Source organism: Pseudomonas sp. 2, assembly GCF_056627435.1.
Genome location: NZ_JBWXNG010000012.1, coordinates 173,243 through 187,715, shown reverse-complemented (window position 1 = coordinate 187,715; position 14,473 = coordinate 173,243). Strand labels below are relative to the sequence as shown.

15 protein-coding genes and 1 pseudogene are annotated in these 14,473 nt (G+C 61.2%); 4 read left to right on the top strand and 12 right to left on the bottom strand.

The genetic code is table 11. The annotated features are described in order from the left end of the window. Positions 1 to 81 precede the first annotated feature (81 nt). Positions 82 to 363 carry an HU family DNA-binding protein gene (locus AC1MEK_RS20365; RefSeq protein ID WP_274135131.1) on the bottom strand — a complete coding sequence of 94 codons (282 nt, stop codon included), beginning with the start codon at positions 361 to 363 and terminating at the stop codon, positions 82 to 84. A 351-nt stretch (positions 364 to 714) separates the two neighbouring features. On the opposite strand from AC1MEK_RS20365, the gene yejK reads away from it, so the two are divergent. After that, positions 715 to 1,716, top strand: coding sequence for a nucleoid-associated protein YejK (gene yejK / locus AC1MEK_RS20360; RefSeq protein WP_480398064.1), 1,002 nt, complete (start codon positions 715 to 717; stop codon positions 1,714 to 1,716). Between the two features lie 3 nt (positions 1,717 to 1,719). After that, on the top strand, positions 1,720 to 2,070 hold the full coding sequence (locus AC1MEK_RS20355) for a glutaredoxin family protein (RefSeq protein ID WP_480398063.1): 351 nt from the start codon (positions 1,720 to 1,722) through the stop codon (positions 2,068 to 2,070). Position 2,071: 1 nt separating this feature from the next. Here AC1MEK_RS20355 and AC1MEK_RS20350 read toward each other — a convergent pair whose 3' ends face one another. The 11 genes from AC1MEK_RS20350 to AC1MEK_RS20300 all read right to left on the bottom strand — a co-directional run bounded on the left by AC1MEK_RS20350 (position 2,072) and on the right by AC1MEK_RS20300 (position 11,733). Then, a complete protein-coding gene (locus AC1MEK_RS20350) occupies positions 2,072 to 3,004 on the bottom strand; it encodes a glutathione S-transferase family protein (RefSeq protein ID WP_480398062.1) in 933 nt (310 codons plus the stop codon). Positions 3,005 to 3,123: 119 nt separating this feature from the next. Next, on the bottom strand, positions 3,124 to 3,804 hold the full coding sequence (locus tag AC1MEK_RS20345) for an RES family NAD+ phosphorylase (protein WP_480398061.1): 681 nt from the start codon (positions 3,802 to 3,804) through the stop codon (positions 3,124 to 3,126). Next, the gene (locus tag AC1MEK_RS20340) at positions 3,804 to 4,211 is read right to left on the bottom strand and encodes an MbcA/ParS/Xre antitoxin family protein (protein WP_480398060.1); all 408 of its coding nucleotides are present in this window, start codon (positions 4,209 to 4,211) and stop codon (positions 3,804 to 3,806) included. Before AC1MEK_RS20340 ends, AC1MEK_RS20345 begins: the two co-directional genes overlap by 1 nt. A gap of 111 nt (positions 4,212 to 4,322) precedes the next feature. Then, positions 4,323 to 4,676: a GIY-YIG nuclease family protein gene (locus tag AC1MEK_RS20335; protein WP_480398059.1), complete on the bottom strand. Its 354-nt coding sequence runs from the start codon at positions 4,674 to 4,676 to the stop codon at positions 4,323 to 4,325. Between the two features lie 46 nt (positions 4,677 to 4,722). Continuing rightward, positions 4,723 to 5,208: a nuclear transport factor 2 family protein gene (locus AC1MEK_RS20330; protein ID WP_480398058.1), complete on the bottom strand. Its 486-nt coding sequence runs from the start codon at positions 5,206 to 5,208 to the stop codon at positions 4,723 to 4,725. An 88-nt stretch (positions 5,209 to 5,296) separates the two neighbouring features. Beyond that, a complete protein-coding gene (locus tag AC1MEK_RS20325; RefSeq protein ID WP_480398057.1) occupies positions 5,297 to 6,592 on the bottom strand; it encodes a CynX/NimT family MFS transporter in 1,296 nt (431 codons plus the stop codon). A gap of 249 nt (positions 6,593 to 6,841) precedes the next feature. Next, positions 6,842 to 7,054 carry a DUF6124 family protein gene (locus AC1MEK_RS20320; protein WP_480398056.1) on the bottom strand — a complete coding sequence of 71 codons (213 nt, stop codon included), beginning with the start codon at positions 7,052 to 7,054 and terminating at the stop codon, positions 6,842 to 6,844. A gap of 515 nt (positions 7,055 to 7,569) precedes the next feature. Continuing rightward, positions 7,570 to 8,334 carry an amino acid ABC transporter ATP-binding protein gene (locus AC1MEK_RS20315; RefSeq protein WP_274135115.1) on the bottom strand — a complete coding sequence of 255 codons (765 nt, stop codon included), beginning with the start codon at positions 8,332 to 8,334 and terminating at the stop codon, positions 7,570 to 7,572. A gap of 11 nt (positions 8,335 to 8,345) precedes the next feature. Next, complete coding sequence (locus AC1MEK_RS20310; RefSeq protein ID WP_480398055.1) at positions 8,346 to 9,443, bottom strand: amino acid ABC transporter permease; 1,098 nt, start codon at positions 9,441 to 9,443, stop codon at positions 8,346 to 8,348. Positions 9,444 to 9,453: 10 nt separating this feature from the next. Continuing rightward, the gene (locus tag AC1MEK_RS20305) at positions 9,454 to 10,635 is read right to left on the bottom strand and encodes an amino acid ABC transporter permease (RefSeq protein WP_480398054.1); all 1,182 of its coding nucleotides are present in this window, start codon (positions 10,633 to 10,635) and stop codon (positions 9,454 to 9,456) included. A 66-nt stretch (positions 10,636 to 10,701) separates the two neighbouring features. Continuing rightward, positions 10,702 to 11,733: an amino acid ABC transporter substrate-binding protein gene (locus AC1MEK_RS20300; RefSeq protein ID WP_480398053.1), complete on the bottom strand. Its 1,032-nt coding sequence runs from the start codon at positions 11,731 to 11,733 to the stop codon at positions 10,702 to 10,704. A 450-nt stretch (positions 11,734 to 12,183) separates the two neighbouring features. Here AC1MEK_RS20300 and AC1MEK_RS20295 point away from each other — a divergent pair, with 450 nt between their 5' ends. Both AC1MEK_RS20295 and rhlB read left to right on the top strand, forming a co-directional pair. Next, positions 12,184 to 12,840, top strand: coding sequence for an alpha/beta hydrolase (locus tag AC1MEK_RS20295; protein ID WP_480398052.1), 657 nt, complete (start codon positions 12,184 to 12,186; stop codon positions 12,838 to 12,840). A 293-nt stretch (positions 12,841 to 13,133) separates the two neighbouring features. Then, positions 13,134 to 14,411 (top strand): annotated as a pseudogene (rhlB, locus tag AC1MEK_RS20290) (ATP-dependent RNA helicase RhlB); the annotation flags it as partial. Positions 14,412 to 14,473: the final 62 nt, after the last annotated feature.

Sequence of the window (14,473 nt, the reverse complement as noted above, 5' to 3'; positions counted from 1 at the left end):
TACAAAACCCAAACGCCGGGCACAAAAAAACCGTGTCCGGATCGCTCCGCTACACGGTTTCTCAACAAGCAGCGTTTTCGCTTACTTGTTTACTGCGTCGGTCAGCACCTTGGCTGGAACGAACTTGACGACTTTCTTGGCAGCGATTTCGATGGCAGCACCAGTCGAAGGGTTGCGGCCAGTGCGTGCTGGACGCTCGGTGATTTTCAGCTTGCCGATGCCTGGCAGAGTGATTTCACTACCGTTTTCCAGTTGGTCAGCGACGATTTGGCCCAATTGGTCCAGAGCATTGCGCGCGGTGGTTTTTGGCGCGTCGATAGCTTCTGCGATATCGGCGATCAATTGGTCTTTAGTCAGAGCCATGGTGGTGTTCCTTCCCTATCAATTCATATGGTTTGCAGTGCGGGTACAGACGCGAATGTAGATACACAAATCGGCCTTTGGTTCGGCCAAAGCCCCACAAACTGCACGCTTGGCGCGCTTCGGTGCGCAAGACCGGGCAAAGCTAGCACAGAGAAAGACAAATATCCCCACTCAACTCGCCATTTGGTCCGCTTTATCGCCCTGAAGGCGTAAAAAAGTCATATGAATCGGTTCAAGGCCCGGTTTTCGGCCTCCCCGGCGCGTTTGCGGCTCAGTCTGCGGTACACTTGGCGACTTTCGCACGGGGCACGCCACTGCCCGTCCAGATCCTCTTTCGCAGCCGAGAAACCCATGCCGATCCGTCATGCCATCGTCCACCTGATCGACAAGAAACCCGACGGCACCCCAGCGGTGCTCCACGCCCGCGACTCGGAGCTTGGCGAGTCTGTGGCCATCGAGAACATGCTGGCCGACCTCAATGAGAGCTACAACGCCAAGCAGGGCAAGGCATGGGGCCTGTTCCATCCCGAGTCCGGCGCGCACCCGTTCAGTGGCTGGCTGAAGGAGTATCTGGACGACGGCAAGGATTTCACCGCGTTCAGTCGTATCGCCGTCGAGCACCTGCAAAAGCTGATGGAAGAGTCCAACCTGTCGGTCGGTGGCCACGTACTGTTTGCCCACTACCAACAGGGCATGACCGACTACCTGGCCATCGCCCTGCTGCACCACAGCGAAGGCGTGGCAGTGACCGACGAGCTGGACGTCACCCCTTCACGGCACCTGGACCTTGGGCAGTTGCACCTGGCGGCGCGGATCAACATTTCCGAGTGGCAGAACAACAAGGCGTCCAAGCAATACATCTCGTTCATCAAGGGCAAGAACGGGAAAAAGGTTTCCGAGTATTTCCGTGACTTCATCGGCTGCCAGGAAGGCGTCGACGGCCCTGGGGAAACCCGCACGCTGCTCAAGGCGTTCAGCGATTTCGTCGAGAGCGAAGACCTGCCCGAAGAATCCACCCGCGAGAAAACCAAGGCCCTGGTCGACTACGCCAGCAGCCAGAGCAAGATGGGCGAGCCCATCGCACTGGAAGAACTTTCCGGCCTGATCGACGAAGACCGCCCTCGCGCCTTCTACGAGCACATCCGCAACAAGGACTACGGCCTGTCGCCGGAAATCCCTGCCGACAAACGCACCCTCAACCAGTTCCGCCGCTTCACCGGGCGTGCCGAGGGGCTGTCGATCAGCTTCGAAGCGCACTTGCTGGGCGACAAGATCGAATACGACGAAGAGAAAGGCACGCTGATCATCAAGGGCCTGCCAACCCAGTTGACCGACCAGCTCAAGAGGCGCTGATCCATGCTGATGCGCACCCTCAAGAAATTCGTGCTGATCCTGCTGGTGGTGGTCGTCTGGCAGAACTGGGGCAAGATCGAGAACCTGATCCATCCCGACATGTCTCTCTCGGCGCAGGAGCGCCAGAGCGCCAAAGTCACGCTGTACGCCACCGACTGGTGTGGCTACTGCAAGCAGACGCGGCGCTTTCTCGACAGCAAGGGCATCCCCTACACCGAGTACGACATCGAGAAAGACGCCGCCGGGCGCAAGGCCTACGAGGCCCTGGGTGGACGCGGCATTCCTCTGATCGACGTCAACGGCACGCTGATCAGAGGGTTCTCCGAGGAAGAGATTCTGGCGGCGCTGAAGTAACTCAGCGTTTCTCGATACGGAATCCGTAGCGCGGGAAGTGCACATGCACCACGCCCGCGCGCTCGTCCTCGCGGCGCAGGATGATTTCCTCGCGCCCGCTGAATACCAGCTCCCCAATTACCGGGTCGACGCCGTAGTCCACCGCCGACACGCTCACCTGTGCGCCTGTTTCAAAGCCATTCGCATCGCTCGGCTCGTCGGTTGGTAACGCCGCAGGCTCGGCATCGCGCGCGATTTCCACGGCCTCTGCAGAACTGAGCTTGCTCATCGCGCCATGGCCAAAGCCCAGCACCCGCTGATACCAGTTCGCCACGGCAGGATGGTTTTCCACCAGCGGCGCAGTCACGGGTGTCTGCATGAGGAACCACAAGCAGTGGGCCACGGAAAAATCGGCGATGGACGGCGAACCCAGCAGGAAATCGCCATTGCGCTCCAGTTGCTCATCCAGGCGGCTCATCAAGGTCGGCCACTGCTGCTGCGCTAATGCCAGCGGCACGCGTACTGCGCTGCCACCATCGAAGAAGGTCGAACGATCAGCGGAGAACGCCTTCACCGCCTCAGGCGCGAGCTTGGCGAAACGCTGCGCCACCGAGGCAGGCTGAAACGCCAGGCTGATGGCATGCAGAAATAGCACCGAGTCGGCCCAACTGGCCAAGCCCTGCGCAACGAACGCCTGCTCTTGGGGGAAGAACGTGGGCGAGGACTTTTCTGCTTCCAGACGCCGGGCAATCAGTGCCGTGTCGCAATAGATATCGGCGCCGATCTGCAGCACCGGCGTCTTGCGGTAGCCACCGGTAAGTGCCGTGACGTCCGGCTTGGGCACTATCGGCGGAATGATCACCGAGCGCCACGAGAGCCCCTTGAAGCCGAGCATCAGGCGGGCTTTTTCAGAGAAAGGCGATGCCCAGTAATGGTGGAGGATCAATTCGCTCATGTTCAGCCTCTGCGATGGATGCGTGGGGCCGTGGCGCCCGGCGTTTCAATTCATTGCAACGGTGAGGGTAGCCACCCGACAGGACAAGTGACGAACAAGCCAAGATCCATCACGCCCGCCTAGAGCTGGTTGATCTCGAAAACGTAGGCGATGGTCTGCGTCTTGGCGTCCCACACATAGCGCACATGCTTGCCCTGCACCGGAATCGACACTGCGGGCGGGCGAAAGATTGCTACGCACTCGTGCCCGCTCAGGCGCACGCTGTTGTAGAGCAGCCCCCACGATCCATCCTCGCGCAGCGACCGGGCGAACGCCTGGGCGCTGCCATAGCGGGCAGGATCCGGGTCATGCAGTTCAGGGTGGTCGACGCGAATGTCATGCACCGGCTTGACCACCTGATTGACGTAGGTTCGCAGGGTGATTTCGATATCCGCCTCCTGGGTCGCCGCCAGGAAGCGCTCCTGATGAAAGCGCGTTTCGGCGATGGCAGCCGCCTGGCTGTTGGCGGCGTAGTAGATGCCGTAGGTGCCGTCGGTGAAGCGGCTCGCCCTGCCGATGTGGGTGAAGGCCGCCATGACTGGCGTGGAACCCGGGCCGGATACGCGATCCTCTGGCGCCACCCGTTGCACGACGCCACATTGCTCCTGCAGCCGGTCGTTGGTCAGGGCCTCCAGCGCATAGGCGATTTCCAGCTCGGCCGGGTCGAGCAGATCCTCGAACAGGGTGATGGGGGGAAAGGCGCTGTTGATCATCCTGTAGGCAGCGTCCCAGGCGGGCATCACTGTTTCAGACGCCTTCATCAGCCCCGCACTCCGTCCAGATAGCGACGCACGTCGGCGATGTCCACCACCCGCCCGGCGAGCATGTAGCGCAGCGCCGACTGGCCGTTGAACGGCGCCGCCGAGTTGGGCTTTCCGACCCATTCGTAGGCGCGCTCCAACTGGTTACTGAAAATGATGCTGAGCGCCTTGTGGATGCCCATCAGATATGAAATCCGCTCCAGGGTGTCATGGGGCAGGCGAATCTCGGGAAGGCGCTTGTACTTGTAGAAGGTGGTGTTGCTGACGGCCCCCAGCAGCGTTCTCTGCTCCTCGACCGTACAGCCCCAGTGTTCCATCAGATTGAAAAAGAACTTGAGCGCCACACGCCCGGCCTCGGGGGCGTCGACGCCGTGTCCGTCGTTGTGAGTGATCGCCAGAGCCGTCATGAGGGTGACCTCTTGTTCGTTGAACGTGATGACCAGCCTAGTTCAGATGCGAACAAAAGCAAACAGGTAATTCACATGCGAATTATCTGACAAGCCCTATGGCAGCTTTCGTCAGGGAGCCAGCGAATCGGATGACGCAACGAGTGGATCTTCACTTGGCAACGGGCGGACAAAGCTAGCCGCCAACGCTTCCTTTGCGCTCTTGCGCAGCTTCTTGATCAGCCGCTCCTGGCGCAGCGCTTCGCCCTTGTCGCAGCAAGCCTCGACGTATACCAGCGCCACCGCCGGGCTTGAATAGAAGAACCGCGCGCCCTTGCCGCTCTGGTGTTTCTGGAACCGGCGCTCGGGGTCGTCACTGATGCCGCAGTAGAGCGAGCCATTGGCGGCACGCACCAGATAGACGAACCACGGCTTGGCCGTGGCAGTTTCCGGTGCGGATGGGATATCGATGGCGGTATCGGACATAAGAATGGAGCAAGGCAAACGCAGACGCCGCGATTCTAACAGAGCCTCAGCGCCCGGCCTGCCATGCCTTCAGGCCTTTTTGCGCCTGCGCGCGGATCTTGTTCTGCACCAACGGCGTCCAACCCAGCAGCGCGCCTTTGGCGCCCAGCGCCTGCCGTGACCAGCGCCACAGGTCGAAGTGGTCGTGGTGCTCGACGATCTTGCCGTCACGAAACACAAACCGCGCCTGGATGTCGTTGACCACCGTGCGGCCGGTCTGGCTGAACAGGTAGGTCGCCACCCAGTGGGCGCCGCCGGAGCGGTCGTCGGCGCGCACCTTGTCGAAACGCACGGAAAAATCCCGGGCCCTGGAGGTCAACATGCGCCACATGTCACATGCCTCCTTGCCGCGCAGTTGGCCGAAGACCGGATCGCTGAACAGCACGTCGTCGCTGTAGCAGGCAGCCATGGCTTCGGCGTCGAGGCGGTTGAACGCCTCATAGAATCGAACGATCAGGGCGTTGTTGTTTTCACTCTGGCTGATTTCGCTCATGCGCAGGACATCCCTTGAAAAAGATGCCTGCACGATAAGCGTCAATCGATGTTTTTGCCACGGACATTCGCTGGAGAAATACCGCGACTCAGACTTTTTCGCTGGTGACGTTGACGTACAGCGCACGCCCGGCGCCCATCCCGGCCACGATGGCGGCAACGCCGATGATGCCGAAAATCCAGCCCACGCTGCTCCAGTTGCCGGTCCAGTCGTGAACGATGCCGACCGCGAACGGGCCCAGCGAAGCCAGCGTGTAGCCCACGCCTTGCGCCATGCTCGACAGGTTGGCCGCCACGTGGGAGTCGCGCGAGCGCAGCACGATCAAGGTCAGCGCCAGGCTGAACGTGCCGCCCTGCCCCAACCCGAGCACCACCGCCCAGCCCCAAAGCTGGTTCAACGGCGCGTACAGACAGCCAAACAGGCCCGCCAGGGTCAGCAGCATTACCAGCAAAATGGCGAACCGCTGGTCCTTGCCGCGCGTGGCCAGCCAAGGTGCGGCGAGCGAGCTGAGCAGCTGGACCATGATCGAGCCGGAGAGCAGCAGCCCCGACTCGGTCGGCGTCAGCCCGCGGCCGATCAGGATCGACGGCAACCAGCCAAACACGATGTACGCCAGCGACGACTGCAGGCCCATATAAAGGGTGACCTGCCAGGCCAGGCGGTCACGGCGCAGGCCGCGCACCCGGTAGGCGACCTGATGCTGCCCATGGCTTTGCCGGGTCTGCGGCCACCAGAACACCGCCGCGAGGATCGCCGGCACGATCCAGAAACCCAACCCCAGCACCCAGCTGTTGCCGAAGTAATGGCTGAGCGGCACCGTCGAACCCGCCGCCGTCGCCGCGCCCAGGCACAGCGCCATGGTGTAGACCCCGGTCATGGTGCCGGCCTGTTTCGCGAAGTCGCGCTTGACGATGCCCGGCAGCAGCACGCCGATGATGCCGATGCTCGCACCTGCCAGAATGCTCCCGGCAAACAGGCCGAACTCGCCCAACGAACTGCGCAAAATGATGCCGCAGGCCAGGGTCATGAGAATGCCCAGCACCACCCGCTCACTGCCAAAGCGCCGCGCCAGAATCGGCGCCAGCGGCGCGAACAGCCCAAGGCACAGCACCGGCAACGTCGTTAGCAACCCGGCCTTCGCCGCCGACAGCCCCAAGCTCGCCGAAACCTCACTGAGCAACGGCGCCATGCTCGACAGCGCAGGGCGCAAGTTCAGCGCCACCAGCACCAGCCCGAACAACAGAAACCAGGGATGCTTCGATGCCGGCTGAGGCTGCTGGACCTGCGCGTCATCGGCTTCTGCGTCGATCAGCAGTTCGGTTATTTCGTGAGGGTTTTGCGGACTGGAACGGGTACTGCTCGCCGTAGGCGCCTTGGTCGTCATGGGATTCTCGTGGGGGCAGGATTGTGTAACAGCGCATTGCGCAAAGACCCATCCTGTTCGAGAACGGCAGAGAACACAAGTTTTGCAGAAATTGAATACAGGATCAGGGATGGCCACCGCCCCTCGTAGCAGCACGGCTTGCCGGCGGGAGCAGCGTGTCAAGCGACATCTTCGTCACAGACAGATCGCCCCGCCGGCAAGCCGTGCTGCTACGGGGGTGTGGTGTACACATGAAAGACCCGGAAGGGATCAGCGTATCTCGATCTGGTCCAGAGACCGCTCGACGATGACATGGGCCATATCGATCAAATGCACAACCGAAAAAGCCAGATCGCGCTTGCTGCCGCTTTGCGTGTCAGCGCTTTCGTAGGCCGTGGCCTTGGCGCAACGCAGCAGCCCGGAGATTTGCGCGAGGGAGTCTTCGAGAGTGGGATTGGGTGGATCGGGGGTGATTTTCAACATGGTCTTTCTCTTGTGATGTTGGACCACCGACAACCGCTGCTAAACGGTAAAGGGTGGTGGCTTTGGCAACGGGTTAGCAGACCGGTCACAAGCACCCGGCGCACCCGAAGGTGCCCCGTGCAAAGCCACCATAGCGGTGGTACAGGGTGCGTATGAGTCAGGCTGCTAAACCCGATCGCTGATGTTCATCGACCGACGCAGCCTAGAGCCCGAAAACACCCAGCACAAGCGGCTGAGAGTTTCTCGGAAAAGTCCTGCATAAGAAAGAGACAACCCTGTCAGAACGCGCCTACAAACCGGGTTATGTGTTGCAGGAAATGGCGCTTTGCCGACGCTAGACGCATCACCACAGATCCCGTAGCAGCACGGCTTGCCGGCGGGAGCGGTGTGTCAGGCAACATCTTCGTCACAGACAGATCGCCCCGCCGGCAAGCCGTGCTGCTACGGGCAGGTTTCGGTGTACAAACGAAAAACCCGGGCACCAGGCCCGGGTTCTTTTTCAACCGCCACTCAACTCAATGCAGGATCTGGCTGAGGAACAGCTTGGTACGGTCACTCTGCGGATTGTCGAAGAAGTCGTTCGGCGCGGCCTGTTCGACGATTTCGCCTTTGTCCATGAAGATCACGCGGTTGGCCACGGTGCGGGCGAAGCCCATTTCGTGGGTCACACAGAGCATGGTCATGCCTTCTTCCGCCAGGCCGACCATGGTGTCCAGCACTTCTTTCACCATTTCCGGGTCGAGCGCGGAGGTCGGTTCGTCGAACAGCATGATTTTCGGCTTCATGCACAGGGCGCGAGCGATCGCCACACGCTGTTGCTGGCCGCCGGAGAGTTGGCCCGGGTACTTGTGCGCCTGCTCTGGAATGCGCACGCGCTCCAGGTAGTGCATGGCGATTTCCTCGGCCTTTTTCTTCGGCATCTTGCGCACCCACATCGGCGCCAGGGTGCAGTTCTGCAGAATGGTCAGGTGCGGGAACAGGTTGAAGTGCTGGAACACCATGCCGACTTCGCGGCGAATGGTTTCGATCTGCTTCAGGTCAGACGTCAGTTCGGTGCCATCGACGATGATGCGGCCCTGCTGGTGTTCTTCCAGACGATTCAGGCAGCGGATGGTGGTCGATTTGCCCGAGCCCGACGGGCCGCACAGGACGATACGCTCGCCCTGACGCACGTTCAGGTTGATGTCCTTGAGCACGTGGAACTGGCCGTACCACTTGTGCACGCCTTCCATCCGGATCATGCCTTCGGCGCCCAGGGGCTTTTTGATAGCTTCACTCATCTCATAAACTCCTAACGCTTGTGGCCAGTGTCCAGCTTGCGCTCCAGGTGCATGGAGTAGCGGGACATGCCGAAACAGAAGATCCAGAACACCAGGGCCGCGAACACGTAGCCCTCGGTTGCCATGCCGAGCCATTTGGGGTCGGCGGCGGCTTGCTTGACGCTGTTGAGCAGGTCGAACAGGCCGATGATGATCACAAGGCTGGTGTCCTTGAACAACGCGATCACGGTGTTCACCAGGCCAGGAATGACCAGTTTCAGGGCTTGCGGCAGAATCACCAGGCCCATCCGGCGCCAGTAGCCCAGGCCCATCGCGGCAGCCGCTTCGTACTGACCTTTGGGGATGGCCTGCATGCCGCCACGCACCACTTCGGCCACGTAGGCCGACTGGAACATGATCACGCCGATCAGGGCGCGCAGCAGTTTGTCGAAGTTCATGCCTTCAGGCAGGAACAGCGGCAGCATCACCGAGGACATGAACAGCACGGTGATCAGCGGAACGCCGCGCCAGAACTCGATGAAGGTCACGCAGATCACGCGGATCGCCGGCAGGTCCGAGCGACGCCCCAGGGCCAGGATCACGCCCAGCGGCAAGGCGCCGGCGATACCGACGGTGGCGATGACCAGGGTCAGCATCAGGCCGCCCCACTGGCTGGTGGCCACTTCCTGCATGCCGAACAGCCCGCCGTGCAGCAGGAAGTAGGCGACGATCGGGTAGATGACCAGGAACGACAGGCCGTAGATCGCCTTGCGTGGCACGGCCTTGATGAACAAGGGCGCCGCGCCGATGATCGCCAGCCACACGGTCAGGTCGACCCTCCAGCGCAACTCCTGCGGGTAGTAGCCGTACATGAACTGGCCGAAGCGCTGTTCGATGAACACCCAGCAGGCGCCGGCCTTGGTGCAGTCGGCGCGGGTGGTGCCGACCCAGTTGGCGTCGAAGATCGCCCAGCTCAACAGCGGCGGGACGATCAGCCAGATCAGGTAGATCGCGAACAGGGTCAACAGGGTGTTGATCCAGTTGGAGAACAGGTTCTGGCGCATCCAGGCCACCGGGCCGAAGACTTTGCTCGGCGGTGGCATGTCGGGTTTGAAAGTATGGGATGTCATGCGCGTTTCCTCACCGCTCGATCAGCGCAATGCGCTTGTTGTACCAGTTCATCAGCAGGGAAATGCTGATGCTGATCGCCAGGTACACGCTCATGGTGATGGCAATGACTTCGATGGCCTGGCCGGTCTGATTGAGCACGGTGCCGGCAAACAGCGAAACCATTTCCGGGTAACCGATACCGGCGGCCAGCGAAGAGTTCTTCGCCAGGTTCAGGTATTGGCTGGTCAGTGGCGGAATGATCACCCGCAGCGCCTGCGGAATGATGACCTTGCGCAGGGTCGGCCCCGGGCGCAGGCCCAGCGAGCGCGCCGCTTCGGTCTGGCCGTGGCTGACCGACTTGATGCCCGAACGCACGATTTCAGCGATGAACGCTGCGGTGTACACGGTCAGGGCCAGGGTCAGGGCCAGCAGTTCAGGGATCAACACCCAGCCGCCGACGAAGTTGAAGCCCTTGAGCTCCGGCACTTCCCAGTGCACCGGCGCGCCGAAGATCAACGCACACAGCCCCGGGATCACGATCAACAGGCCAAGGCCCGCCCAGAACTTGTGGAACGGCACGCCGGTTTCTTCGAAGCGCTTGTTCGCCCATTTGGCCATGAACACGATGGCGACGATGGCCAGCACGATGCTGATCACGAACGGCCAGGTGGCGTCGTTGGTGATCGCGGCGGGCATGTTCAGGCCACGGCTGCTGATGAAGAACGAGCCGAAGAAGCCGTGTGCTGCACGTGGCCCTGGCTGAGTCAGGAACACGGCGAAGTACCAGAACAGGATCTGCAGCAGCGGCGGGATGTTACGGAACACTTCGACGTAGATCGTCGCCAGCTTGTTGATGATCCAGTTGTTGGACAGACGCGCCACGCCGACGATGAAGCCCAGCAGGGTCGCGAGAATCACGCCGATGAAGGTGACCAGCAGCGTGTTGAGCAAGCCGATGAGGAAAACCCGCGCGTAGGAGTCCGATTCCGTAAAAGGAATCAGGTGCTGCGCGATGCCGAAACCGGCGCTGTTTTCCAGAAAGCCGAAACCGGAGGTGATGCCCCGATGTTGCAGGTTGGTCTGGGTGTTATCGAACAGATACCAACCCATCGCGACTACAGCGATAACCGTGATTATCTGAAATAGCCACGCACGCACTTTAGGGTCGCTGAGGGTTAGCCTCTGCTTGGGTGCGCTGATTTGATTTTGCATGGGAGTGCCCCGGAATAAATGCAACGAAGTGCCCGGCTACGGATCGCGCAGCCGGGCACAGGTCAATCAACGTACAGGTGGTGCGTACTGAATGCCGCCGTTGGTCCACAGGGCGTTCATGCCACGGTCGATTTCCAGAGGCGTGGATTTACCCAGGTTCTTCTCGAAGATTTCGCCGTAGTTACCGACTTGCTTGACGACGTTGACGACCCAGTCCTTCTTCAGCTTGAGCTGCGGACCGTAGTCGCCGTCAGCGCCCAGCAGACGGGCCACGTCAGGGTTCTTGGTGGATTTGGCTTCGGCTTCGACGTTCTTGGAGGTGATGCCGGCTTCTTCGGTGTTCAGCAGTGCGTAGCCGACCCAGCGAACGATTTCGGTCCACTCTTCATCGCCACGACGAACCACAGGGGCCAGAGGCTCCTTGGAGATGGTTTCAGGCAAAACGACGTAGTCTTTCGGCGAAGCCAGCTTGGAGCGTTGTGCGTAGAGCTGCGATTTGTCGGAGGTCAGCACGTCGCAACGGCCGGATTCCAGCGACTTGGCGCTTTCGTCGGAGGTGTCGAAAGTGATCGGGGTGTACTTCAGGCCGTTGGAGCGGAAGTAGTCGGACACGTTCAGCTCGGTGGTGGTACCGGCTTGAATACAGATGGTCGCGCCGTCCAGTTCCTTGGCACTCTTCACGCCCAGCTTGTTGTTGGCCAGGAAGCCTACGCCGTCGTAGTAAGTGACGAAGCCCGGGAATACCAGACCCATGCTCGCATCGCGGGAGCTGGTCCAGGTGGTATTACGCGACAGGATGTCGATTTCGCCGGATTGCAGCGCAGTGAAGCGCTCCTTGGCGTTCAGCTGGCTGAACTTGACCTTGGTGGCGTCGCCGAACACAGCAGCGGCTACCGCGCGGCAAACGTCCGCATCGATACCCTGGATGACGCCCTTGGCATCAGGTACCGAGAAACCTGGCAGACCATCGCTCACGCCGCACTGAATGAAGCCTTTCTTCTGAATGGCGTCCAGTGTCGCGCCCGCCTGAGCGAAACTGCTGACACCAAGTGCTGCTGCGGCGGCCACTACAGCCAGGGTGGATTTCAACATCTTCATTCAAACCTCCAGTTTGCTCTTTGTTGTGTGGGAGCCTGAAACCCGTCGCACCCTTGTGAGGCATGGATGACCCGTGCTGGCTTGTTTTTGGGTCACGCGACGCAAGACCGGGGTCCGGCCAGTGGAATCAAGCCCCATGATGTCCCTGAACCCTATGGGTCATGGCCAATCGTGCCGGAATCCTGAACAATGGATTCCTTGCGGCCCCGGCGTCACATCGGGCTGCATGGTTAACAGCCTAGTAGTGTTACCGCCAGAGGTGAGCGCTTTCACTCCGCGATTTGTATAGCAAAGCTTGTACCACCATGATGGCAAACTCGAATTAGTGACAGGTCAAGTCAAAAACTTGCACCCTTGCGACATCTTCTTTCATATCTGTATAGGCGTGCGATACGCCGCGCCCCGCCTTGAAGCGCCGCGCCAGAGCCATCGCACATTAATGGAGCACACATGCACGAACCCCTGATCATCGAGCCGGCAAACACCCCTGACGCCTGCGTCATCTGGCTGCACGGGCTGGGCGCCGACCGTTTCGACTTCATGCCGGTGGCTGAAATCCTCCAGCAGACGCTGCTCACCACCCGCTTCGTCCTGCCGCAGGCGCCGACCCGCGCTGTTACCGTCAACGGCGGTTACGAGATGCCCAGTTGGTATGACATCAAGGCCATGAGCCCGGCCCGTGCCATCGACAAGGACCAGCTGGAAGCCTCGGCCCAACGCGTGCTGAGCCTGATCGAAGAGCAGCGCAACGGCGGCATCGACCCGGCGCGGATCTTCCTGGCGGGCTTCTCCCAAGGTGGCGCGGTGGTGCTGCACAGCGCGTTCCTGCGTTGGGAAGGCCCGCTGGGCGGCGTGCTGGCGTTGTCCACCTATGCGCCGACTTTCAGTGACGAGATGACGTTGTCCGAGAGCCAGAGGAAGATTCCGGCCTACTGCCTGCACGGCCGCGAAGACGCCGTTGTGCTGCACTCGATGGGCCGGGCGGCATACGAGCAGCTCAAGGCCAAGGGCGTCACCGTGACATGGAACGAGTACCCAATGGGCCACGAAGTGTTACCGCAGGAAATCGCCGACATAGGCGTCTGGCTCGCGGATCGGCTGCGCTGAAAGGGCATTTGTTCCTTTCTTTTGTCGTGGGATTTTGGTATGGCACTACGCCGCGCCCGGTTCTTGCATTACACTGCGCGGCGTACATTCCTTAATCAATCGACGAGATGACCGTGCTCAAAGCACTTAAAAAGATGTTCGGCAAAAGCGAGGCTGAGCAGCTCGCACCTGCGGCGCCCCTACCCGCTTCGACAAGCCCGACGCAAAGCACTTACCAGGAACCGGCCACGCCCGTGGCACCACCCGCGCAACCGGCCAGCGCAGAACCGCCTGCCGCCGCGCGCCCCAAGGTTGCCAAGCCACGCCGCGAACGCGCGCCCAAGCCAGTGGCGCCGCCGTGGAAGCTGGAAGATTTCGTGGTCGAGCCGCAGGAAGGCAAGACCCGCTTCCATGATTTCCCGCTGGCACCTGAACTGATGCACGCCATCCATGACTTGGGTTTCCCGTATTGCACGCCGATCCAGGCTGGCGTCCTGGGCTTTACCCTCAAGGGCCGCGACGCCATCGGCCGCGCCCAGACCGGCACCGGCAAGACCGCCGCGTTCCTGATCTCGATCATCACTCAGCTCACGCAAACCCCGCCGCCCAAAGAGCGCTACATGGGCGAGCCTCGCGCGCTGATCATCGCGCCGACCCGCGAGCTGGTGGTGCAGATCGCCAAGGACGCTGCGGCGCTGACCAAGTACAGCAACCTGAACGTCATGACCTTCGTCGGCGGCATGGACTTCGACAAGCAGCTCAAGCAGCTCGAAGCGCGCCACTGCGACATCCTGGTGGCCACCCCGGGCCGTCTGCTGGACTTCAACCAGCGCGGCGAAGTGCACCTGGACATGGTCGAAGTGATGGTGCTGGACGAAGCCGACCGCATGCTGGACATGGGTTTCATCCCGCAGGTGCGTTCGATCATCCGCCAGACCCCGCACAAGGGCGAGCGCCAGACCCTTCTGTTCTCGGCCACCTTCACCGACGACGTGATGAACCTGGCGCGCCAGTGGACCACCGACCCGGCCATCGTCGAGATCGAGGCCGAAAACGTTGCCAGCGACAACGTCGAGCAGCACATCTACGCCGTGGCTTCGGCGGACAAATACAAACTGCTCTACAACCTGGTCAACGACAACGGCTGGGAGCGGGTCATGGTCTTTGCCAACCGCAAGGACGAAGTGCGCCGCATCGAAGAGCGCCTGGTGCGCGATGGCGTCAATGCCGCGCAGTTGTCGGGCGATGTGCCGCAGCACAAGCGCATCAAGACCCTGGAAGGTTTCCGTGAAGGCAAGATTCGCGTGCTGGTGGCCACCGACGTCGCCGGCCGCGGCATTCACATCGACGGCATCAGCCACGTGATCAACTTCACCCTGCCGGAAGTCCCGGACGACTACGTGCACCGCATCGGCCGCACGGGGCGCGCAGGCGCCGAGGGCGTGTCGATCAGCTTTGCCGGCGAGGACGACTCGTATCAGTTGCCGGCCATCGAAGAGAAACTGGGCCGCAAGATCAGCTGCGAAATGCCGCCGACCGAGCTGTTGCGGGCCGTGGTGCGCAAGCACAAGCCGCAGCCTGCCGCCGAATAAGACCTTGCACCTGTAGGAGCGAATTCATTCGCGAAGATGGGTCAGGCGATACAGATGTATCG

Coding starts and splice junctions, on each gene's coding strand:
- AC1MEK_RS20365 (WP_274135131.1), bottom strand. CDS start 363: ATGGCTCTGACTAAAGACCAATTGATCGCCGATATCGCAGAAGCTATC.
- AC1MEK_RS20295 (WP_480398052.1), top strand. CDS start 12,184: ATGCACGAACCCCTGATCATCGAGCCGGCAAACACCCCTGACGCCTGC.
- AC1MEK_RS20305 (WP_480398054.1), bottom strand. CDS start 10,635: ATGCAAAATCAAATCAGCGCACCCAAGCAGAGGCTAACCCTCAGCGAC.
- AC1MEK_RS20310 (WP_480398055.1), bottom strand. CDS start 9,443: ATGACATCCCATACTTTCAAACCCGACATGCCACCGCCGAGCAAAGTC.
- AC1MEK_RS20335 (WP_480398059.1), bottom strand. CDS start 4,676: ATGTCCGATACCGCCATCGATATCCCATCCGCACCGGAAACTGCCACG.
- AC1MEK_RS20315 (WP_274135115.1), bottom strand. CDS start 8,334: ATGAGTGAAGCTATCAAAAAGCCCCTGGGCGCCGAAGGCATGATCCGG.
- yejK (WP_480398064.1), top strand. CDS start 715: ATGCCGATCCGTCATGCCATCGTCCACCTGATCGACAAGAAACCCGAC.
- AC1MEK_RS20345 (WP_480398061.1), bottom strand. CDS start 3,804: ATGAAGGCGTCTGAAACAGTGATGCCCGCCTGGGACGCTGCCTACAGG.
- AC1MEK_RS20330 (WP_480398058.1), bottom strand. CDS start 5,208: ATGAGCGAAATCAGCCAGAGTGAAAACAACAACGCCCTGATCGTTCGA.
- AC1MEK_RS20340 (WP_480398060.1), bottom strand. CDS start 4,211: ATGACGGCTCTGGCGATCACTCACAACGACGGACACGGCGTCGACGCC.
- AC1MEK_RS20320 (WP_480398056.1), bottom strand. CDS start 7,054: ATGTTGAAAATCACCCCCGATCCACCCAATCCCACTCTCGAAGACTCC.
- AC1MEK_RS20350 (WP_480398062.1), bottom strand. CDS start 3,004: ATGAGCGAATTGATCCTCCACCATTACTGGGCATCGCCTTTCTCTGAA.
- AC1MEK_RS20325 (WP_480398057.1), bottom strand. CDS start 6,592: ATGACGACCAAGGCGCCTACGGCGAGCAGTACCCGTTCCAGTCCGCAA.
- AC1MEK_RS20355 (WP_480398063.1), top strand. CDS start 1,720: ATGCTGATGCGCACCCTCAAGAAATTCGTGCTGATCCTGCTGGTGGTG.
- AC1MEK_RS20300 (WP_480398053.1), bottom strand. CDS start 11,733: ATGAAGATGTTGAAATCCACCCTGGCTGTAGTGGCCGCCGCAGCAGCA.